The organism is Psychrobacter sp. ER1 (genome assembly GCF_048631835.1).
Classification (GTDB): Bacteria; Pseudomonadota; Gammaproteobacteria; order Pseudomonadales; family Moraxellaceae; genus Psychrobacter.
Window position 1 is genome coordinate 2177763 of sequence record NZ_CP184640.1, and the last position, 21327, is coordinate 2199089.

15 protein-coding genes and 4 pseudogenes are annotated in these 21327 nt (G+C 43.6%); 7 read left to right on the forward strand and 12 right to left on the reverse strand.

The genetic code is table 11. From position 1 onward, the window contains the following. Positions 1–172: 172 nt before the first annotated feature. The 3 genes from ACOBWA_RS10095 to acnB form a co-directional block, all read right to left on the reverse strand. Positions 173–409: a DUF805 domain-containing protein gene (locus ACOBWA_RS10095; protein WP_420229269.1), complete on the reverse strand. Its 237-nt coding sequence runs from the start codon at positions 407–409 to the stop codon at positions 173–175. Between the two features lie 26 nt (positions 410–435). After that, complete coding sequence (locus ACOBWA_RS10100; protein WP_420229270.1) at positions 436–615, reverse strand: DUF805 domain-containing protein; 180 nt, start codon at positions 613–615, stop codon at positions 436–438. A 216-nt stretch (positions 616–831) separates the two neighbouring features. Then, on the reverse strand, positions 832–3435 hold the full coding sequence (acnB, locus tag ACOBWA_RS10105) for a bifunctional aconitate hydratase 2/2-methylisocitrate dehydratase (RefSeq protein ID WP_298807215.1): 2604 nt from the start codon (positions 3433–3435) through the stop codon (positions 832–834). 405 nt (positions 3436–3840) lie between these two features. Between acnB and ACOBWA_RS10110 the strand changes: the two genes are divergently transcribed. Both ACOBWA_RS10110 and lipA read left to right on the forward strand, forming a co-directional pair. Next, complete coding sequence (locus ACOBWA_RS10110; RefSeq protein ID WP_057760859.1) at positions 3841–4251, forward strand: carboxymuconolactone decarboxylase family protein; 411 nt, start codon at positions 3841–3843, stop codon at positions 4249–4251. Between the two features lie 148 nt (positions 4252–4399). Further along, positions 4400–5442 (forward strand): annotated as a pseudogene (gene lipA, locus ACOBWA_RS10115) (lipoyl synthase). Positions 5443–5584: 142 nt separating this feature from the next. Here the strand turns inward: lipA and ACOBWA_RS10120 are convergent. The 3 genes and pseudogenes from ACOBWA_RS10120 to ACOBWA_RS10130 all read right to left on the reverse strand — a co-directional run bounded on the left by ACOBWA_RS10120 (position 5585) and on the right by ACOBWA_RS10130 (position 9120). Continuing rightward, positions 5585–7589, reverse strand: a pseudogene (locus ACOBWA_RS10120) (TRAP transporter permease). Between the two features lie 10 nt (positions 7590–7599). Further along, entirely contained in the window at positions 7600–8163 is a 564-nt protein-coding gene (locus ACOBWA_RS10125; RefSeq protein ID WP_420229271.1) for a DUF1850 domain-containing protein, read from the reverse strand. Beyond that, positions 8141–9120: pseudogene (locus ACOBWA_RS10130) on the reverse strand (TAXI family TRAP transporter solute-binding subunit). The gene ACOBWA_RS10125 and the pseudogene ACOBWA_RS10130 overlap by 23 nt, the downstream one beginning before the upstream one ends. Before the next feature lie 506 nt (positions 9121–9626). Here ACOBWA_RS10130 and mtnP point away from each other — a divergent pair. Next, positions 9627–10520 carry an S-methyl-5'-thioadenosine phosphorylase gene (gene mtnP / locus ACOBWA_RS10135; protein ID WP_420229272.1) on the forward strand — a complete coding sequence of 298 codons (894 nt, stop codon included), beginning with the start codon at positions 9627–9629 and terminating at the stop codon, positions 10518–10520. Positions 10521–10680: 160 nt separating this feature from the next. On the opposite strand, the gene ACOBWA_RS10140 is transcribed toward mtnP, so the two are convergent. From ACOBWA_RS10140 to ACOBWA_RS10165, 6 genes are all read right to left on the reverse strand, one after another. After that, on the reverse strand, positions 10681–11724 hold the full coding sequence (locus tag ACOBWA_RS10140) for a methyltransferase domain-containing protein (RefSeq protein WP_420229273.1): 1044 nt from the start codon (positions 11722–11724) through the stop codon (positions 10681–10683). A 108-nt stretch (positions 11725–11832) separates the two neighbouring features. Further along, entirely contained in the window at positions 11833–12501 is a 669-nt protein-coding gene (locus ACOBWA_RS10145) for a TIGR04282 family arsenosugar biosynthesis glycosyltransferase (RefSeq protein WP_420229274.1), read from the reverse strand. An 84-nt stretch (positions 12502–12585) separates the two neighbouring features. After that, positions 12586–13290 carry a TIGR04283 family arsenosugar biosynthesis glycosyltransferase gene (locus tag ACOBWA_RS10150; protein ID WP_420229275.1) on the reverse strand — a complete coding sequence of 235 codons (705 nt, stop codon included), beginning with the start codon at positions 13288–13290 and terminating at the stop codon, positions 12586–12588. 45 nt (positions 13291–13335) lie between these two features. Further along, entirely contained in the window at positions 13336–14157 is an 822-nt protein-coding gene (locus tag ACOBWA_RS10155) for a DUF547 domain-containing protein (RefSeq protein ID WP_420229276.1), read from the reverse strand. A gap of 135 nt (positions 14158–14292) precedes the next feature. After that, positions 14293–15285 (reverse strand): arsenosugar biosynthesis radical SAM (seleno)protein ArsS, encoded by a 993-nt coding sequence (gene arsS, locus ACOBWA_RS10160; protein ID WP_420229277.1) that lies wholly within the window; start codon positions 15283–15285, stop codon positions 14293–14295. Between the two features lie 231 nt (positions 15286–15516). Then, positions 15517–16707: an FAD-dependent oxidoreductase gene (locus tag ACOBWA_RS10165; RefSeq protein ID WP_420229278.1), complete on the reverse strand. Its 1191-nt coding sequence runs from the start codon at positions 16705–16707 to the stop codon at positions 15517–15519. Positions 16708–17090: 383 nt separating this feature from the next. Between ACOBWA_RS10165 and ACOBWA_RS10170 the strand changes: the two genes are divergently transcribed. From ACOBWA_RS10170 to ACOBWA_RS10185, 4 genes and pseudogenes are all read left to right on the forward strand, one after another. Beyond that, a complete protein-coding gene (locus ACOBWA_RS10170; RefSeq protein WP_201606489.1) occupies positions 17091–18047 on the forward strand; it encodes an alpha/beta fold hydrolase in 957 nt (318 codons plus the stop codon). Between the two features lie 223 nt (positions 18048–18270). Next, a pseudogene (dapD, locus tag ACOBWA_RS10175) lies at positions 18271–19091 on the forward strand (2,3,4,5-tetrahydropyridine-2,6-dicarboxylate N-succinyltransferase). 224 nt (positions 19092–19315) lie between these two features. Beyond that, positions 19316–20047 (forward strand): 7-carboxy-7-deazaguanine synthase QueE, encoded by a 732-nt coding sequence (gene queE / locus ACOBWA_RS10180; protein WP_201606491.1) that lies wholly within the window; start codon positions 19316–19318, stop codon positions 20045–20047. Positions 20048–20108: 61 nt separating this feature from the next. Continuing rightward, positions 20109–21260 (forward strand): multidrug resistance efflux transporter family protein, encoded by a 1152-nt coding sequence (locus ACOBWA_RS10185; protein ID WP_420229279.1) that lies wholly within the window; start codon positions 20109–20111, stop codon positions 21258–21260. The last annotated feature ends 67 nt before the right edge of the window (positions 21261–21327 follow it).

Below are 21327 nucleotides of genomic sequence, written 5' to 3' on the forward strand. Positions count from 1 at the left end.
AAGGTGCGTATCAAAGTATCGGTCCGTCCCGAGATAAAAAGAGAGGTGAAATGCAGAGCCACGGTTTCCGCCTGCCCCTATATTATACAGAAACCAGACTCAAAAATCAGTGAGCACATTTGTAAACAGGCGTCAGCCGTTTTATTAACGATTATCGCCTGTTTTAACCGGACTATTTTGCCGGTAGACCCCATTTATTGGTTTCAGGCTTGGTATCACTCGCTAGAAATACCAGCAATATAATAGATCCTATTAGTGGTACTATCCCTATCAAAAACCACCATCCTGAGCGGCTAGTATCATGCAAGCGGCGGATAGTCACGGCAAGACCAGGCAGAAATAAACCAAGTACTGCTACTATGTAAAATAAACCTGTCTCTGAGCTGAATATTATTGCGTCTATCAGCATTGCAACGATCATCACTCCCATTTGTACTAGAAAAAATACCAATACTCTTTACGGCGAGCACGGCCAGAAAAATTCGTGTAATTTCTCATGCCTTTTTTAAACCAGTCAATGATGCCGTAATTTTCTTCATCATTATGATTGTTAGCCATCGTAGATCCGGGCAATGGTGGCGGTGTCGCTTTATTGAGCTTGATATTATTTTCCATAGGGCTTTTTATCTCAGTCGTGAAAAGTAGAAATAGTCAGTGAAAATTATCAACCATTGGCTTTGATTATAGATACTCAATAAAAGTTTGTAAATGAATACTAGTTTTCTTAGAGTCATTAATAAAAAACCCCGCATCATGACGATACGGGGTTATTTTTTATGTATAAAGTTTTTAGTATAAAGCCTCTAATTTTAAAAGCTTATATACTCAAGATTAGGTCAACTGAGCAACGTTAATCTTGTCTGCTTCTTCAGTATAGTCTTCCATACGGTCGAAGTTCATGTATTGATAGACTTCATCACCCATGCTGTTTAGCATACCAGCATACTGCTGATACTCATCGTTAGTCGGCAATTTACCAAGTACCGCTGCGACTGCTGCAAGCTCTGCAGAAGCTAGGTATACGTTAGCGCCTTGACCTAGACGGTTCGGGAAGTTACGAGTTGAGGTCGATACCGCCGTCGATTTCGGTGCGATACGTGCTTGGTTACCCATACATAGTGAACAACCTGGCATTTCAGTACGAGCGCCGGCTTGTGCATAAATGTTGTAGTACCCTTCTTCCATCAACTGACGTGCATCCATCTTAGTAGGTGGTGCAATCCATAGACGAGTCTTCAGGCTACCTGCTGGTACGTCTTGTAGCAATTTACCAGCGGCACGGAAGTGACCGATGTTAGTCATACATGAACCAATGAATACTTCATCAATCGTATCACCAGCCACGTCTGCTAGCGTTTTTGCATCATCTGGATCGTTCGGGCAGCAAAGGATAGGCTCTTTGATTTCGCTCATATCGATAGTGATGTCGATAGCATATTCAGCATCATCATCAGCACGCATGAGGCTTGGATTAGCCAACCACTCTTGCATTTGCTCAACACGGCGGCTGATCGTACGTGCATCGCCATAGCCTTCTGAGATCATCCACTTAAGCAGCGTAATGTTTGAGTTTAGGTACTCAGTCACTGACGCTTCAGACAAAGTAATGGTACAACCAGCAGCACTACGCTCAGCTGAGGCATCAGACAATTCAAACGCTTGCTCAGCGGTCAAATCTTCTAGACCTTCGATTTCAAGAATACGGCCGTTGAACTCGTTGATTTTACCTTTCTTATCCACGGTCAAGTAACCTTCTTTGATCGCTTGATAAGGGATAGCATGTACTAGGTCACGTAGCGTGATACCAGCTTGACGCTCACCAACAAAACGAACACGGACAGATTCAGGCATATCAAGTGGCATTACACCAGTTGCCGCTGCGAAAGCAACTAGACCAGAACCCGCTGGGAACGAAATACCCATTGGGAAACGAGTATGCGAGTCACCACCAGTACCAACGGTATCTGGAAGTAGCATACGGTTCAACCATGAGTGAATGATACCATCACCTGGACGTAAGCTTACGCCGCCACGGTTCATGATAAAGTCAGGTAGTGTGTGCTGAGTCTCAACGTCAACTGGCTTTGGATAAGCGGCAGTATGACAGAATGACTGCATCACGAGGTCTGCTTGGAAGCCCAAACATGCCAAGTCTTTTAGCTCATCACGCGTCATCGGACCAGTCGTATCCTGAGAGCCGACAGTCGTCATCTTAGGCTCACAGTACATACCTGGACGTACGCCTGACAGGCCACAAGCTTTACCAACCATTTTCTGTGCAAGCGTAAAGCCTTTACCAGTATCAGCTGGCTCTTCTGGCTTAGCAAAGATGTCTGAATGACCAAGACCCATGTATTCACGAGCACGGTTAGTCAAACCACGACCAACGATTAATGGAATACGGCCGCCAGCACGAACTTCATCAAGCAATGTTGGTGAGTTTAGTGAGAACGTTGATAGTACTTCGTCAGAGTCATGCTTAGTGATTTTGCCTTCGTACGGATAGATGTCAAATACATCGCCCATGTTTAGGTTATCGACTGCCACTTTTTCGATTGGCAATGCGCCAGAATCTTCCATCGTGTTGAAGAAGATAGGAGCGATATTGTTACCAAGTACTAAACCGCCGCCACGTTTGTTTGGCACATTAGGGATATCTTCACCCATCAACCACAATACTGAGTTGGTCGCAGACTTACGGCTAGAACCAGTACCAACAACATCACCAACATAGGCTAGCGGATGGCCTTTTTCTTTCAGTGCTTCGATTTGTTTCATTGGGCCAACAACGCCCTCTTCGTCAGCATTGATGCCGTCGCGAGAGTTTTTGTGCATGGCTAGTGAATGCAATGGGATATCAGGACGGCTCCATGCGTCTTGCGCAGGTGACAAGTCATCCGTGTTGGTTTCGCCAGTTACTTTAAACGTCGTATAAGTGGTTTTCTTTGGTACTTCAGCACGGTTCAAGAACCATTCTGCGTCAGCCCAAGACTGAATCACTTCTTTAGCAATAGTGTTGCCAGCTTCAGCTTTTTCAGTCACGTCATTGAACGCGTCAAATACTAGCAAAGTTTTCTTTAGTGCTTCAGCAGCGTCTTGTGCAACTTCGCTATCATCTAGTGCAGCAACTAGTGGCTGAACGTTGTAGCCACCTTGCATAGTGCCTAGAATTTCAACAGCTTTTTGCTTGCTGATAAGTGGTGATGATGTTTCACCCTTTAAGATAGCAGCCAAAAATGCCGCTTTAACGTATGCTGCTTGGTCAACACCAGCAGGGATACGGTTTTCTAATAGGTTCATCAAGAACGCATCTTCGCCTGCAGGCGGGTTCTTTAATAATTCAACCAACTCTACTACTTGTTTTTCATTTAGTGGTAGGGGTACAGTTCCTAGCTCAGCACGTTCTTCGACATGTTTACGATAAGCTTCTAACACAATAGTCGTCCTCGTCAGTTGGGGTGTAGCACATTACGTGGGTAGTCAGCATGACTGCCTGCGTCTATATACTATATGAAATAATTATCCGTGCAATCATAGCTTAAAACGCTTTAAATGTTAATGGCTCAGCTCTGAAAAGGCGCATAGTAAGGCCATATTGAACATTTATTATAAAAATAGTGCCATCAATAATATGATTGTAGCGCTCATTATAACTGGCATTTGCCTGATTACGCTTATCAATAAGCGCTTGCTTTATGACTGAGCAGACACCATATGACTGATATACGATTTTGTAAGAAACAACTTCGATAAAATCTCGCTTAAAGAAATGTAGCAATATCGATGTATTAACAGTCGATTTGGTAAAAACATTTTGGTAAAAACATTAAGGACGACGATATGACTGATAGCAATACGGACAACAATCCTAACTATGATAATGGTCTCAAGGTACGCACTGAGGTGATGGGTGAGCAGCATGTCAAACGCTCGCTTGATGCGGCCACAGGATTTACCCAACCGCTGCAAGACTGGATTATCGAACACGCTTGGGGCAGTACTTGGCAAGATGACTCAGTATTACCACGCAAGTATCGCTCATTAATCACTATTGCCTTTTTAATTGCTCAAAAAAGCCCAAATGAGTTGAAAGGTCATATACGCGGTGCCATTAACAACGGGGCCAGTGTCGCCGAGATTAGAGAAGTGCTCATGCACAGCTTGCCGTACTGCGGTGCACCTGCTACTCAAGAAGCGTTTCGCGCTGCCATAGATATACTGAATGAGTTGGAAATCGATATAGATATTTAAAACTATGGTCGTCCGAGCAATCATAGTAATCTTAACAATATTGTTTAAAAATTGACGACCAAATTTCTGCTATAATATCTGCACTCATAAAACATTCTGATAATTCCATAAACCCTTATAATATAAAGGGTTAAGAGATAACTCCATTATGACAACTGCCGTACAAACACATGTACCTGCTGCTAAGGCCAAACCAAAAAAGCCATCCAAGGCGAAAAGCTACGTGGCTACGACAAAGTTGCCCGTATCCCAATTAAGGTGATCCCGACTGTCGAGGCAAAGAAAAAGCCTGATTGGATTCGGGTAAAAATGTCCTCGCCTGCTGAAGTCGCTCGTATCAAAGCAACGTTGCGTGAGCAAAAGCTTTATACCGTCTGTGAAGAAGCAGCCTGCCCTAACCTGCCACAGTGCTTCGCTGATGGTACAGCCACCTTTATGATCATGGGTGATATCTGTACGCGTCGCTGCCCGTTCTGTGATGTAGGTCATGGTCGTCCTAATGAGCTAGACAAGGATGAGCCGCGTCATACTGCTGAGACCATTCAAGGTCTACAACTTAAGTATGCCGTAATCACCTCTGTCGATCGCGATGATCTAAAAGACGGCGGTGCGGGACATTTTGTGGAAGTGCTAAACGAGTCAAGAGCACTTAGCCCAAACTGCTTGATTGAAATCCTAGTACCAGATTTCCGTGGTCGTATGGATATTGCGTTGGATTTATTGACAGAGACCGCACCAGATGTGTTTAACCACAATATCGAAACAGTGCCACGTCTATACAAAGCTTTCCGTCCGGGTTCTGATTATCAGCATTCGCTAGATTTGCTTAAGATTTATAAAGAGCGTCGTCCTGATATCGCCACCAAGTGCGGCTTTATGGTTGGTCTTGGTGAGACAGAAGAAGAGATCTATGCGCTACTTGATGATCTAAAAGCGCATGACGTGGATATGATCACGATTGGTCAGTATCTACAGCCTAGTAAAAACCACGCCCCTGTTGATCGTTATGTCCATCCAGATGAGTTCCAACGCTATATGGACTACGGCAAAAAAATCGGCTTCTTTAGCATTTGGGCAGGCCCAATGGTACGCTCAAGCTACTTTGCCGATCGTCAGTACTATGGCGAAGATTGCCCAGCACCTATCCGTAGCAAAAAAGCATTAGAAGCTGAAGGCAAACTTGGCTGCTAATTTAGCAATAAAGTGATGTGAAAGTAGTTGCGAACAGCAGTCGCTAAAATATTTCTTAAGAATATTAAAAGGGTGAATAACAAATTTGTTATTCACCCTTTTTTGAGCTTTGTTAGACTTACGAATGATTAAACCCAATGCTTTACACGGTTAAAGTAGGCGTTGGCTTTCCAGCTGTTTTTATATTGAATACAGCAATACCGAGGACAATAATACCACCTGCGATACCAGTCGTAATCTCAGGATAAATCAATAGCAAAGCACCAATAGCTAAGATGACACGAGTCACCGTATTCATACTGCCTCTAAAGTACCCTTCAAGTGCTGAGCTCAGCGCAATAACACCCGTCACCGAAGTCACTACCACTGTAATGATATCTAAAATAGGTGGCAGCGGGAAATCTTTTGCCGTGACTGCCAGGCCAGTTGGATCTATCATCAACATCGTTGGATTATAGATAAACATAAACGGCACGATGAATCCCGCGAGAGCAAGCTTGAGGGACAAGAACCCTGTTTTCATCGGATCACCACCGGATATACCTGCACCCGCAAAGGCTGCAAGACACACAGGCGGTGTAATATTGGCAAAGATACCAAAATAAAAAACAAACATGTGCGCTGACAAGATTGGAATATCAAAACCGGCCAATGCTGGTGCAGCCATCGTCGCCGTAATGATATAGGCAGGAATAGATGGCAGTCCCATGCCCAAAACCATTGATGCCAACATCGTTAAGATAAGCGTGAAAAATAACGACCCTGCGCCTAGCGTGACGATAGATGATGTCATCACCGTACCAAAACTGGTCAGGCTCACAACACCAATGATAATACCGACGACCGCACACGCAGCCATGACCGCTAGTGACTGGCGCGCACCATCTTCTAATGCACCCAAAATATCAGAAAAACTCATGCGCGTTTCAGCACGTAGCATACTGATCACAACAGTAAAACCAATGGTATAAGCTGCTGCATATCCTACAGGTACATTTCTGATTAATAAGAAAATCAAGAAGACAATCGGCAATAACATGTGACCGCGGGCTTTTAGTACTTCTTTGACCGCTGGTAAATTTTCTTTAGCAATACCTTTTAGATCTCGACGTCCAGCACGGAAATGCACCTGCGCAATGACGCCTAAATAGTACAAGATCGCTGGTAATAATGCTGCTAAGGCAATCGTGCTATACGGCAAGCCTGTTGTCTCAGCCATAATGAAAGCACTGGCACCCATAATCGGAGGCAAAATCTGTCCACCAACCGAGGCACTGGCTTCAACTGCACCTGCGAAATCTTTGTGATAGCCGACCTTCTTCATTAACGGAATAGTAAAGGCACCCGTACTAACCACATTTGATAAAGCTGAGCCATTGATACTGCCCATAAAGCCACTAGAGATGACTGCTACTTTTGCAGGTCCGCCCTTTTTATGACCAGCGATAGCCAATGCCAAATCATTAAATAACTGCCCCATTCCTGAACGTGCTAAAAACGCACCGAACAGAATGAACAAGAAGATAAAGGTGACCGATGCACCAATCGCAACAGAATATAGACCCTCTGTTTTTAAGAATAATTGACCAAAGATATCACCCATATCATAAGGGCGAGTCAAAAGTCTGTCAGGCATAAAGTCTAAATGACTAACAAATGGATAGGCCAAAAATATGCCGGCCAAGATTGGCAAAATCCAACCAGTAATACGGCGACTGCCTTCTAACACGCAGACTACCGTAATCAAAGAAAATATCACATCGACCTGATTTCGGCCATACCGCCACGCGAGGTAACGATATCTTGATACTCATAAATGAGATAGCCCATACCGGATAGAGACAAGGCAAACCAAATCCAGTCATACCATGCCACTCGCTTGCGACTGCTTTTTTGCTGGCTGGAAAAATTAGGAATATCAATGCAAAACCAACACCCACGTGTACAGAGCGCTGTAACAGTGCTGGCATTGGATTAAAAGTGATATATAAATGAAACAGTGAATAGAGTATACAAATGCCAGCAATGAAATATTTTACTGGTCCTTGAGTGATATGACGCGTGATTGACTCTCGGTCATATTTTTCCAATACTGCTCGGTTGACCGCATCCGCCTCAGCATCGTTATCAACTTGAGCATCTGGCATGGTAGTCACACTACCTTGATCCGTCACTTGGGAGTTCATGACAAAAGTCCTTTTTAAATCTATCAATTAAATCATACGTCTTAGGCATGATCACCACTTCAGAATAGTCTGGCACCCACTGGTGAATCAAGAAACGATGACCACCATAATCCATTTCACCTTTGGTCAGTCTAGATACGACCCAATTAAGGCGAGGCAGTTTTTCGTTGATTTGATAACCCAGATAGCCAGGCTTTTGTATAGGAGCGAGCATTTCGGTGGAGGGTGTCCCCGCACCGAACGCTTCAAAATAGGTCGTGGTCAGTAACAGCTCCGCACCTTCTGTACTGCTGCCGTCTATGCGTTGATACTGCTCTTCCCACCACTGTTTTTCTACAGAATGTATCCAACGTAGCTGAAAGTCAGGCTCAGTGAAATAACAAACCTTATCATCAGCACCGTTTACGCCTGCGACTCGCACTTCAACGACAGACTGAAGCGTAGAGCCTAACCATAGCGTAAAAAAAACCAGCGCTGCAATAAATGCCGCGCCAGTTGATAACCACAATGAATTACTTGGCTGCTTGTTCGTCATAGTACTTTTTAGCTCCAGGATGGATTGGGGCTACCATGCCATCACGAGCGGTTTCTAGACTGATATCATTGGCCGCTTGGTGAGCTGTTTTTAGACCATCTAAATTATCGAACAATGCTTTGGTTAGTTTATAACCATCCGCTTCAGATAGATCAGAGCTAACCAATAATGCATTCATGATTGCTGCAGTTGGTACGGCTGTTTCGTTGCCATAAGTGCCAGCAGGAATCTCAAAGGTTTTGAAGTAAGGCTTGGTCGCGATGATTTCTTTTAGCTTGTCTTGGTTGATAGTGACAATCTGTAAATCTAAACCTTGCTCTAACTCCATCAAAGATGAGTTTGGTAGGCCACTACTAAAGAATGCCGCTTCAATCTTACCTGCTTTCATACCATCAGCGGCTTCAGCAAAGCCTAGATAATCAACGGTGACATCATCATATGTGATACCAAACCCTTCCAGTAAAGTACGAGCATTGACTTCTGTACCAGAACCTTGATCGCCTACAGCAATGCGCTTGCCTCGTAAATCTTCAATGTTTTTGATACCAGATTTTTTGAGGTCACAATTTGCACCACGTTAGGGTACAAAACAGCAATCTGTTGAATGTTAGTGATTGGCTGCTCAAAGTTGTTTTTACCTTCGACAGCATCCGTAACCACATCACTCAATGCCAAGACCATGTCGACCTTGCCTTGGGTCAATAGATTGACGTTTTCGACTGATGCGCCAGTGGTTTGAGTTTTTGAGTTTACGCCAAAGGTTTTGACATAGACTTCAGACAATGAAGTACCAATGATGTTGTAAGGGCCAGACGCGCCGCCAGTAGCGATGGTCAAAAATTTAGTATCAAGCTTATCTGCTGCAGTATCTGTTGCCGCACTATCTGCAGATGCAGTATCACTGCCCTCTGAGCTTGGAGATGAGCATGCGGTTAGACCTAGCGCAGCACTCAACATAGCTGACAAAAGTAATGGGGATTTTTAAAGAATTAAGCATTGAATTCATCCTTGAAGTAATCGGTTTTATACGTTTAACAATATCCGTATTTATACATAAATACGTTACAGACGAGTAATAATATAGTAATTCTGTCAATAAATAAACCTTAGCTTACTTTCTCTTTTCTTTCAATACCTTATATTTACAGCTATTAGAGAAAATATAGGCCATTCATTAATTGAGCTAATATATACGTATGTTTTGCTATGCGAAACAAAGTTCCATTTAATAAACATTAAAACAAAAATTGTCGCTATTGTAAACCTTTATCGATATCTAGCAAATATCGCCATATCGCATTATTTCTTAGGAATTTTTAGATATAGCAAATTAATGAGAATTCTCAATTTATAACTATAAGCACAAAAGTTCTGCTATATTTTATCTGAGCTATTTTTTGGTTCAGGATATTACATGGCACTAGTCTGTGTCTCTCTTTTATTAACCCATTCGGATAGTCCTTATGACAATACCTCACACGGAAGTACTAGCAACATTATCTGCTGATATTGCTATCATCGGTGGCAGCGGTCTCTACCAAATGTCATCACTGACCAACAAACGCAGTGTGACGATACAGACGCCTTATGGCAGTCCATCTGATGATATTGTCTTAGGTGAGCTTGAGGGAGTGACCGTTGCTTTTTTGACGAGGCATGGTCAGGGACATAGACTGACGCCGTCCGAAGTACCTTATCGAGCCAATATCTATGCGCTAAAAACGCTTGGGGTACGCTATATCGTCTCCGTATCAGCAGTTGGCTCATTGCAAGCGCATCTTAAGCCATTAGATATGGTCGTGCCTGATCAAATGATTGATATGACCAAGCAGCGAGTGAGTACGTTCTTTGGCGCGGGCGCCGTCGCCCATGTGTCGATGGCAGACCCACTATGCCCTGCCCTAGCAGAACTCTTGACGCGCGCTTATGACAAAGCGGATATTACAGAAGGTAGCAGTCATTCTAAAGCAACTTATGTCTGTATCGAAGGGCCTCAATTCTCAACTCGAGCAGAGTCAGAATGGTATCGTCAGATGCAGGCAGATATTATTGGCATGACCAATATGCCAGAAGCCAAATTGGCACGTGAAGCCAGTATTGCTTATGCCACGTTAGCTCTGGTGACAGACTTCGACTGTTGGCATCCGACGGAAGAAGCCGTGAGTGCCGACTATGCTATAAAGAACCTAATGAAAAATGCGGACAATGCTCAAAAAGTGATACGGGAAGCTGTTGCTTTGATTGCTGCCGAACTACCTGAGTCAATCGCTCACAATGCCCTTGCACAAGCATTAGTCACACCTATAGATGCGATGGACGAACATACCAAGATCAGACTGGCCGCCTTGCTAACGTAATCTTGATACTTATTTTCCATCTTAAACTGACTACTGCTAATCGGTCTAATTTTAATCGTGCTGTTTCCCATTGAATCAAAAAAGGCCATTATCTAAAATAATGGCCTTTTTATAATTAAGCATGTATATTTAAATTTATGCTAAATACACCACTTTAATGTTAGCAACAACCACCTGCACCAGATGCCAGCATCATAGGTTGATTAAATGGCATTAACTCACCGCAACCTGCAAAAATACCGTAGTGGCGACTGTCATCACCGATAAACTCAAAATGCGGCGCAAAGCGCGATTCTTGCAGCATTCGAAACGTATTGCCACATACTGGGAATACCCGACCAGCTTCGATAGCATGATGTTTATCTAAATCAAACCGATGCGGGGACTGCTCGATAGAGCCTTTATATATCACCGCTTGTCCGTGATCTTCGCAAGCATCCTCAAGCGAGTCGATTTTAAATAAGCGGTAAGTTGCAGAGAAAAACTGAATATCACCGATTTTAGCCGCCAAAGCAGGATCTGTAATCTCAAGTGGGCGATCTTCAACCAAACGTATGTCTAAGAATCCTGCATCTCGTGACAAACGGTTAAAATCCTTCCAATACAATGCACCGCTCAAACATTCACCATATAAGACTGGGTCATCAATTAAGTGTTGCGGGATACGGCGATCGGCATAGACGTCAGAAAAATAAAACTCCCCACCAGGTTTCAGCAAACGCTGCACACTGGCCATGACCGAAGCTTTATCTGGTGATAAATTGATAACGCAGTTTGAGACAATAATATCGAAGCTATTAGCTTCAAGGTCTAGTTCATCTAGTTTCTCGATATAGCCATGTAAAAACGTCACATTGTCATAGCCAAAATTCTCGACATGATAAGCTTGGTGCTGTTTGGCAACGGCTAGCTGCTCATCGGTCATATCAACACCGACTACGTGGCCACTCTCGCCAACCAGTTGCGCCAATGCGTAGACATCTCGGCCTGAGCCACTGCCCAAATCTAAAATTCGGCAGCCTTCGAGCAGTGCTGGACACACCAGACCACAGCCGTAATATCGATTCAATACTTCATCGTGAATATTTGCGAGTAAGGGCTTGAGCCACTCAGGCATATTGCTAATATCACAACAAGCCGAGGTCTTTAGATCATCGGTACTCTGTAACTCTTTTCCATAGTAATTTTGCACGACGTCATGCATAACAATATCCTTATTGAATGTGCCATCCAGTTAAAATTCTTAGTGAATCATCTTAGAATATGCAACTACATTAGTGAGTTTATCAACCTAGTTGTCACTTATCGGTTATCAGTAGTTATCCACTTTGATATTAATATTGATGTAAGAATCTAGCCAGCCTGACGGCAAATGTACTAGATCTTTAGGCTCATCAATATCGTGCAAAGGGTCAAATAGTGCAAGTGTCCAGTCTAATGCCGCCATGCGCTGCTTGGTGACAGCGGCTACACTAGCCGTACTCCAAACAATGTCCGAAAACATGCTGTCATTAACTTGTTTAAATCCTAACAACACATACCCACCATCAGTTGCTGGAATCATAACCGCATCGTGTTGATTTAGCTGCTGTACCGATGTCTGAATACGTGCTGTCGTAAGACTAGGACAGTCCGTACCAATTAACACAACCTTGTCAAAATGTTGCAATGCGCGCTGACTGGCTATCAACATACGCAAACCCAAATCCCCTTCGGCCTGCGCAGACCAGCGCAACGAGTCAGGCAAATCAAATGCTTGCCAGCATGGATCTGTTGGTGCTGGACTCATACATAGCTCAACGGAAAAACCAGTATCAATGGTCTGCTCAATACTATGCAATAATAGTTGCCTTGCCATACGTGCAGCGCCATCTACCCCTAGCGCTGGCTGCAAACGGGTTTTTGCCTTATTGCGCGCTGGATATTTTGCAAAAAGAATGATGCAGGTATCTTGCTGTCTTGCAGATAAATCAGCTGTCACTATAACGGTCTCTCAATTGGTCAAATGTACAAGGACGAGCTCTTTCTTCTTTTGTCTATCATATTTATAAATCAAACAATCTCACTACTTATAATAACGTTGCTTTAAAACATTAGGCGATACGCCGCGCCAATAATCAAAGCGCAACTGCCACATCAAAAAAATCGTCCGCCATGTACCATATTGCTGCCAACGCCGCGCGGATGTTATGACTTTACTTTTTAGACAAGCTGGTCGAGCAAACTTCTTTAGACGTTTACAGAGCTCAATATCTTCCATCAATGGCTGATCAGGATAGCCACCAATCTGCTCGAATATGGATTTTTTGATAAAAATTGCTTGATCGCCAGTGGCGATACTCATTAAGCGTGAGCGCTTATTTATCATGAACCCGACGATTTTTAACAATGGCTCACAGCTGTCTAAGCGCACATCAAATCGTCCCCAGTCATACTGAGCTATTGCCTGCTGAACGTTATCTATCGCATCAGCTGGCAGCTCGGTATCGGCATGTAAAAATAGCAACACATCACCTGTTGCTAACATAGCGCCCGCATTCATTTGCTGTGCACGCCCTACCGTAGATTCGATAATATGCCAATCAATGATTGATTGAGCAATCTCTGTACTTTTGAGCACACTTTTGGCGATAGCAACCGAACCATCCACTGAACCACCATCGACCAATATCACTTGCTGCGGTGCCGGATCGAGACTGGCAATATGAGCGATAAGCTCAGGCAAGTTGTCCGCTTCATTTAACAATGGAATGATGATGGAGAGTTTCAATGGATATACCGTCACGTTAATCAGCGAGTAAGATTAAAAACTGGCTTATTTTTTGTTCAAATTCCAGTTGTAGTCGGTATAGCTTATTTTTATCTTGCCTTGTTTTAGCTCTGCTGTCTGAGCTTTACTCAATCCTAGTGACGAGTTATAACGACCCAAAAACCCTGCTAAATCTTTGGTGCCACGCCAGTTGGTTGCAAAATCTTCTTTATACCATTTAAAAATTGGCGACACTTTTAGCGTACTGCCTTTGAGAGTGTTGCGACTACTGTCTGCTAAAAACTTAGACGTTGCCTGCTCTAATTGACGGTCTAAACGCTTGCCAGTAAAGGCATCATCTTGCAGTGCAGGGCAACCGATACTGGCACAATTGACCGCAAAGTGAATGCGCGGATCGTTGTAGCGTTTAGAGCCACGAATGAGATTGTGCTCGATATCATCAAGTGAACGCGTCTTACCGAGTACCGAAACAAACTCTTGCTTCCATGGTGACCCAAACAGTCCGCCGATATCTTTGATAGATTTGACGTTTGGATATTTCGTCAATACCAAATCAACCGTACCAGCGTTATAAACGTTGATTAAAAATGCCAACTGCTCGTTTTTACTCCAACGATTGAATTCTGATTGAGACACTTTGCTCGTCGCCTCTAGATAGCTTGTCAGCTTGCTCTTATCTGCTTTCATGCCAGCATAATTGACCACTGAAGCTTTGCCACCGTTGGTCATGGTCACATGCTTATTTAATAAACTATCCCAACTCTGATGATTAAAGTCAGCATGAGCGGCCACGCTTGCTAATAAAATAGTCGTGGCAATCACTGGTTGTGCGAACAATGTTTTCGCGGAAAAGTTAAATACTGACATAGGACTTACTCCGTTTACGCTGATTGTTTTTTATCTAAATTTTTATCTATGCTAAAAGTACCTATGTTTAAAGTGCTTAGGCTTAAAGCTCCTATATTTAAAGTGCTTATATTAAAAGCACTTACATTAGAATGGCTAAGGCGTGTCTGCTAGCACTGGCTCTACTGCCTCTTCTTCTAACGCGCCGCCACAGCTACTGCCCTGTCCTGCTGTACAGCCATAGCAGTGGTCAGCAATGGCAATGTCATCGCCAGACGGGTTCTGCGTTAACAAATCACTTAGGTGTCGCCGTGTTTTATTTGGTACAGGCATCTCTAACTGCTGATTGAAATCACAGTCAAACAGCTCACCCAACCAATTGACACTAATGGTCGAACGGCACATGACTTCGGCCAGATTAGCAGCCATATAATTGGCTTTAAGCAAATCCATATACGAGTGGAACTGGTCTTTTGCCAGTAGCACCGCCCCAAAACGCTGAATCGGCATATTTGTTAGGGCAAATAGATGGTTAAACTCAATATCAAAGTGCGCTTTTAACTCACGCTTATAATCTGCTTCAAGCTGTTGTTGATTGGGCGGTAGCGTCGCACCTTGCGGATTGTAAACCAAGTTTAATGTTAAATCAGCATCAGGCTTGCCGTACCCTAAGCTGTTGAGCTTTTGCAATCCCAATATACTGTCGTCAAACGCACCTTTACCGCGCTGTTTATCCACGTTTTCTAAGGAATAACAAGGCAAAGAAGCCACCACTTCCACTTGGTTGTCTGCTAAAAACTGCGCCATATCCTCATAACCCTCTTCCATAAGAATGGTCAGGTTACAGCGGTCTATCACTTTGACACCTAATGCCCTAGCGGCCTTGACCAAATACTTAAAATCCTCATGCATTTCAGGCGCACCGCCCGTCAAATCAAGCGTATCGATGTTTTGTGCTTGTAATACCTTCGGTATCAGCTCAACCAACTCACGTGACATCATCTCGGTACGATAAGGACTGGCAGCCACATGACAGTGCACGCAGGACATATTACATAAGTAGCCCATATTGACTTGTAATATCGTCAATTGACGTCGTTTTATCGCTGGAAAATCAGTATGCTCAAGTAACTCGATAGTTGATTTCATGGTGGTCTAAAATCCTGTTAGCAGTACAACTAAAAAAGGATAGCAACGTGACATTAAAGATTAGAAAACACAGATAGCGCATTGCTTTTACTGTTTATTTTCAAGTTTGACAATGTAAAACCTGATTGCTCACTTTACGGTTTATCTAATCAATCATACCTGATTATCAATAAGCATTGACAACTAATCATATGGATTTTATGGTTTATTCCAAATGAGCATTAACCTTCGTTAGTTCTTATCAGCTTCGATGAATTGCTTATCGATATACTTCTTGAGACGCCATACCCAGCGACCTTGTAGGTTTACATTACCCCAACTACCAATGGCGTATTTATCACCGCAAGACAGCAGATATAGCGTGCGCGACTTTGGCTGATAGCTCTTCATTACGTTGTTACCCAGATAGGCCAATAAGTTATCAGCTTCGACAGCACCACCATGCACCGAGTGAACCCCTGAGTGCGCCACGTATTTATCGATTCGTGTCGCCACATCACCAACCGCAAACACATTAGGATGAGAGACGCTCTGTTGCTTATCGTTCACCGCGACAAACCCATCACCTTCTATTTCTAAATCTGTAGAAACCGTCCATGCCGACCCTATGACGCCAGTCGCAGCGATGACAGCATTGATGGGCAATGATTTATGCGTAGTTGATAATTTACCGTCACGATAATCGCTCGCTCGTTCTCGAACTATCGTAATGTCATGACGATGTAACTGCTTAATAACCCGCTGTCGAAAGCCCGAATTAAACCCTGACAAGAGATTCTCACCGCATACTAATGTCACCTGATGATTACGGTTAATATTCCGTAGCGCGACTTGGGCTGCCATCACCAATTCTATGGCCGCAGCACCTGCTCCGATAATAGCCAATTGATACTTTTCAGACTGCTGAGCGGCCTTTAGAATCCGCTGCCATTGAGTGATAAATGTTGATAATGGTCGTATGGCAATCACGTTAGTATTAGCAGCGCCAGTATTGTTATCGTCATTATCGCTTCTGTACTCGTTGTAGCTATTGTGGTCAGGTTGCCAACGCATGTCTGTATCTGCGCCCGTATTTAGAGACAAGACATCATAGTCAAAATCCGTTTGTTCATCACCAGTCGTAACCACCTTGTTTGACGCTGCGTTTACTTGTACAAGCGACTGCTGAATGAATCTCACACCTGCTCGCACACAAAGCGATTTGATATCGATACTGATATCATGCAGCTGATAATGTCCTGCCATCCAACCAGGTAACATGCCAGAGTAGATGGTTTGCGGTTGCTCACTAATTAAATGAATGTCCGCATCTATAGTATCGGCATCCTTTATACGCGCGGCGCTAAGTCGGCGCAACATGCCAATGTGAGCATGACCTGCACCTGCCAATAGTAGTGTCTTTTTCGATGAAAATTTTGTCATAGATGATTTTATCAAAGCGGTTGGCGGTTGGCTGCTGTTAGTGTTTGATCGAATGTTGATTGATATAAATGACTTTAAAAACTCATTTAAAAGTATCATATAAATAAGACCAGTCTATTGCGGGTAAACAGTAAGAGCGTAAATGACTTATGTGATTCATGTGACTTATACAGATTCAGCGATAGTCACTGCGTCAACCGTTATTAGTAGAATGATATTTTTATAACTGAATTAAAATAATAAAATAAGGTGAAATTATTTATCATCGCCCAGTACAATAGGACATTATAATAGCCGTATGATAAATTGCGCTGCTTGACCCATTGTTTGAGAAACATCGTCAAAACCGTTAATGAAAATTATAAGTAATCAAGGAACATTACATGAGTACCAATATCGATAACAGTAACGATCACATTTTGTCTTCTGACAATATTCACTACTTGCATCATGACTTTTTTGAGCCAAGTAGCAAAGACGTCGAGATTAGCGCAACTTTATTGATTGTGCATGGCATGGCAGAGCACAGCGGTCGCTATAGCGATTTTGCACAGTTTTTGGCAGACAATGGTATCGCTGTGGCGACTTATGACCATTTGGGTCATGGACAGACGATCAAGACTGAGGCCGATCTTGGGTTTTTCGGTGAAGAGCATCCGGTACAGTCACTTTTAAAAGACGTGATTGTCATGGCCGATAGCTTAAAAGACCGTCATCCAGACGTTCCGCATTTTGTGATGGGTCACTCGATGGGGTCGTTTATCGTGCGCAATGTACTCAAGCATCATGCGCATAATTTCACAGGCGCCATCCTAATGGGTTCCGCAGACGCTAACCCACTGGCCAAGGTTCTATTACCTATTAACAAGCTACTAGCCAGAGTCGCCCCACGACAACCGAATACAGTTTTTGCCAAGGTGATGAACAAAGTCCTTAACAGCCAACTATCTGATCGCAATTCGTCCTCACAGTTTGCGTGGCTCAGTGAAAATACCGCAAACATTGAAGCCTATGAAGCCGATCCTAAGACTGGTTTTGACTTTACCAATAATGGCTTTATGACATTGTTCACGCTTATGGATACTGGACTGAATAAAAATTGGGCTACCACTATTGCCAAAAACTTCCCAATGCTATTTATCAGCGGTGAAGATGATCCGATTGGTGAAATGGGTCGCGGTATACGTAGGGTTGTCACGCGTCTGGACAAGCGTCACTTCAGTCATGTCGATATTCAGCTGTATCCTAATATGCGTCATGAAGTGCTGCACGAAAAGGATAAACAGACCGTTTATCAAGATATTTTAGAGTGGATAGAGACCAACACGGCAGACAATTAAATTATGATAAATGAGTTGTTTTGAGGAGTATCTGAAAACAACTCATTCAATATTGTCACAATAAGACCCTCAACGCGTTTGCTAAAAGCGGTCAAATTAGCGACAATACGGCAAGCAAGTTTTTGGACCAAGCCATACCTTGAATTTTCTTTAGGCTGGGTCATATAAGTCTTTAACCATAACATTAAGATCACCCTCCCTTTCATTCATTTTAGGAACCTTTATGTCATTACAACAAACCATCGAACAAGCTTTTTGAAAACCGTAACGAATACAGTCCAGCTAATATGCCACAAGACGTGCGTGATGCTATCAATCAAGTACTTGAGCAACTAGACAACGGTAGCCTGCGCGTAGCAGAAAAGAAAGATGGCGAATGGGTTGTCAATCAGTGGGCCAAAAAGCCGTACTATTGTCTTTCCGTCTAAACGACAACTACGTCCAAGCCGCTGGCGAACACGTACAGTTCTATGACAAAGTTCCAACTAAATTTGCTAACTGGACCGAAGCGCAGTTTAAAGAAGCAGGCGTACGCGTTGTACCACCAGCTGTCGCACGTAGAGGTTCTTTCATCGCAGCAGGCGCAGTATTGATGCCGTCATACGTCAACATCGGTGCCTATGTCGATCAAGGTGCGATGGTTGATACGTGGGCGACCGTTGGTTCATGTGCTCAAATCGGTAAAAACGTGCATTTATCAGGTGGCGTTGGCATCGGCGGTGTATTAGAGCCATTGCAAGCAAACCCTACTATCATCGAAGACAACTGCTTCATCGGTGCACGCTCTGAAATCGTTGAAGGCGTTATCGTTGAAGAAGGCGCTGTCATCTCTATGGGTGTCTATATCGGTCAATCGACGCGCATCTATGATCGCGAAACTGGCGAGATTCATCGTGGCCGTGTACCAGCAGGTTCTGTTGTCGTACCAGGTAGCTTACCGTCAGAAGATGGCACGCACAGCTTGTACGCTGCCATCATCGTGAAAAAGTTGACGCGCAAACTCGTGCAAAAACATCAGTAAACGAGCTATTACGCCTAGCCTAAATATTTGGCACGTACCATTATTTGGTACATAATATTGTTTTATATGAAGATGCTGGGGATGACTCCAGCATCTTTTTTGCAACTTAATATAACGCGTTACGTTATAATCCTCTTTTAGTTTGTCTTTATACAAACACAAAATCATTCGTACCATCCCCTGCCTTTTTATTACGATTGATAAGCGCTTCATCGCCTTATCGACCTTTAACTGTATTTGAAATATTATGAGTGAATCATCATTACGCACCGCCGCTATCCCTGTTACTGACCCCGAAGCAGGATTACGTCTGACTGAGATTTTTTATTCCTTACAAGGTGAGGCAATCACTTCAGGCTTGCCGACGATATTTGTGCGTCTAACGGGCTGTCCGCTGCGCTGCGTCTATTGTGATACCGAATATGCTTTTACTGGCGGCGAACGTCAATCATTAGAAACCATCATAGAAACCATCAAAGGTTATCCGTGCAAGCGTATCTGTCTGACGGGCGGTGAACCATTAGCACAGCCAAATGCCATTGAATTGATGAAACGTTTGCTGAGCGACGGGTATGAGATATCCCTTGAGACCGCAGGCGCACTCACGGTAGAAAACGTGCCAGCACCAGTCAGTAAGGTGATGGATCTCAAAACGCCAAGCTCAGGCGAAGTCGATAAAAATCTATGGTCAAACCTCGACTATCTCACTCAGCACGATCAAATCAAGTTTGTCATTATGAATCGTACAGATTACGACTGGGCAAAAGCTAAATTGACCGAGTATAAGCTAAACGAATTGGTCGGTACGGTATGGTTCTCTCCGATGTTTAATGTCGCAGATGATGTCGATGAACAGCTCAGCCCTGAAGTACCTGTATTGGCGCGCGAGCTAGCAGAATGGATGTTGGCTGATGCCTTGCCAGTTCGCTTTCAGCTACAATTGCATAAGATCATTTGGGCAGATGCCAAAGGCAAGTAACTATCAGCAAGTAACAAACAGAAAGTGTGAACACGTTGAGTGCCATGGATAAGGTAGCGGTATGATCAAACTCATTTTATTGGGCTTGCTAGCAGGTGCGTTTTTTAGCTCGACATTTATCTTAAATGAGCTTATGAGTAGCGCAGGTGGACATTGGTTTTGGTCAGCGAGTCTACGCTATGTCTTTATGCTGTTAATTATTACCGTCATTATTGCGATACAACATGGCTTTGGTCGTATTAAAGCGCTAATGAGGATTTTTCTTCAGCATTGGGGCTTTTGGTGCATTACTGGCAGTATCGGGTTTGGACTGTTTTATACCGGTATTTGCTATGCCGCAGATCATGTTGCGGGATGGGTGGTAGCGGCTACCTTTATGTTTACCGTCGTCGCCAGTTTACTTGTACTATTGGCATTTGGTCAACGTTTTGATAAAAAATTCATCGTATATGCTGTCATTGTCTTTATCGGTGTGGCACTCGTCAATATCAGTGAAGGTCTGCATGCTGCTGCTATAACCGACACCGTCCCAATGTCTGACATGCTGCTCTACGGTGCGCTACCTGCGCTTATCGCTGCTTTTAGCTACCCAATTGGTAACCAGCTGGTTTGGCAGGCTTCTCATAATGCCCGCCAGCGCAATACTGAACTACAGAAGGCCGCAGAGTTGAACGCTCAAAAAGCCAGTATTGGTATTGATATTAACGATCAAAGTGAACCGCTCATATCCGAAGCTTACGATTTGCCAGCTACGACATATGATGCTACCGACCTCGATAGCGTACTGCAAAGTAACAACACTGCGGCAACCTCCTCCCTACAAAATCTAATTGCTCGTATTCCTTCTATCGAAACCACGCTACTGCAAAATGCCTTTAACAAAGTGTGGCTAATGACTCTTGGGTGTTTGCCATTTTGGCTGTTTTTGGGCATTATAGTGCGCCCTGACCAGCCCCACCCCTCACAAATAATCAATACGTTGCTCGTTGCTCTATTGGCAGGCGTGGCAGCGACCACTATATTTTTGTATGCGCGCGAGCAAGCTGTTACTTCAAGCGAGGTTGCAGGCGTCGACTCAACCCAAGCCAGTGAGGTTATCTTTGCTTTGATTGGGGGTATATTATTGTTAGATAACGCCATACCTTCGGCGATGGGACTGGTCGGTATAGGGCTGATTATTGTAGGACTGATATTATTTGCAAAAGATGGCTAAATGGCACTGTAACACTACACCTTTTTCGTCAAATTTATGCATTGAATAACCGCCTAAAAAACACCTA

Coding starts and splice junctions, on each gene's coding strand:
- ACOBWA_RS10170 (WP_201606489.1), top strand. CDS start 17,091: ATGAGTACCAATATCGATAACAGTAACGATCACATTTTGTCTTCTGAC.
- ACOBWA_RS10155 (WP_420229276.1), bottom strand. CDS start 14,157: ATGTCAGTATTTAACTTTTCCGCGAAAACATTGTTCGCACAACCAGTG.
- ACOBWA_RS10140 (WP_420229273.1), bottom strand. CDS start 11,724: ATGCATGACGTCGTGCAAAATTACTATGGAAAAGAGTTACAGAGTACC.
- arsS (WP_420229277.1), bottom strand. CDS start 15,285: ATGAAATCAACTATCGAGTTACTTGAGCATACTGATTTTCCAGCGATA.
- ACOBWA_RS10110 (WP_057760859.1), top strand. CDS start 3,841: ATGACTGATAGCAATACGGACAACAATCCTAACTATGATAATGGTCTC.
- ACOBWA_RS10165 (WP_420229278.1), bottom strand. CDS start 16,707: ATGACAAAATTTTCATCGAAAAAGACACTACTATTGGCAGGTGCAGGT.
- mtnP (WP_420229272.1), top strand. CDS start 9,627: ATGACAATACCTCACACGGAAGTACTAGCAACATTATCTGCTGATATT.
- ACOBWA_RS10095 (WP_420229269.1), bottom strand. CDS start 409: ATGCTGATAGACGCAATAATATTCAGCTCAGAGACAGGTTTATTTTAC.
- ACOBWA_RS10125 (WP_420229271.1), bottom strand. CDS start 8,163: ATGACGAACAAGCAGCCAAGTAATTCATTGTGGTTATCAACTGGCGCG.
- ACOBWA_RS10185 (WP_420229279.1), top strand. CDS start 20,109: ATGATCAAACTCATTTTATTGGGCTTGCTAGCAGGTGCGTTTTTTAGC.
- queE (WP_201606491.1), top strand. CDS start 19,316: ATGAGTGAATCATCATTACGCACCGCCGCTATCCCTGTTACTGACCCC.
- ACOBWA_RS10100 (WP_420229270.1), bottom strand. CDS start 615: ATGGAAAATAATATCAAGCTCAATAAAGCGACACCGCCACCATTGCCC.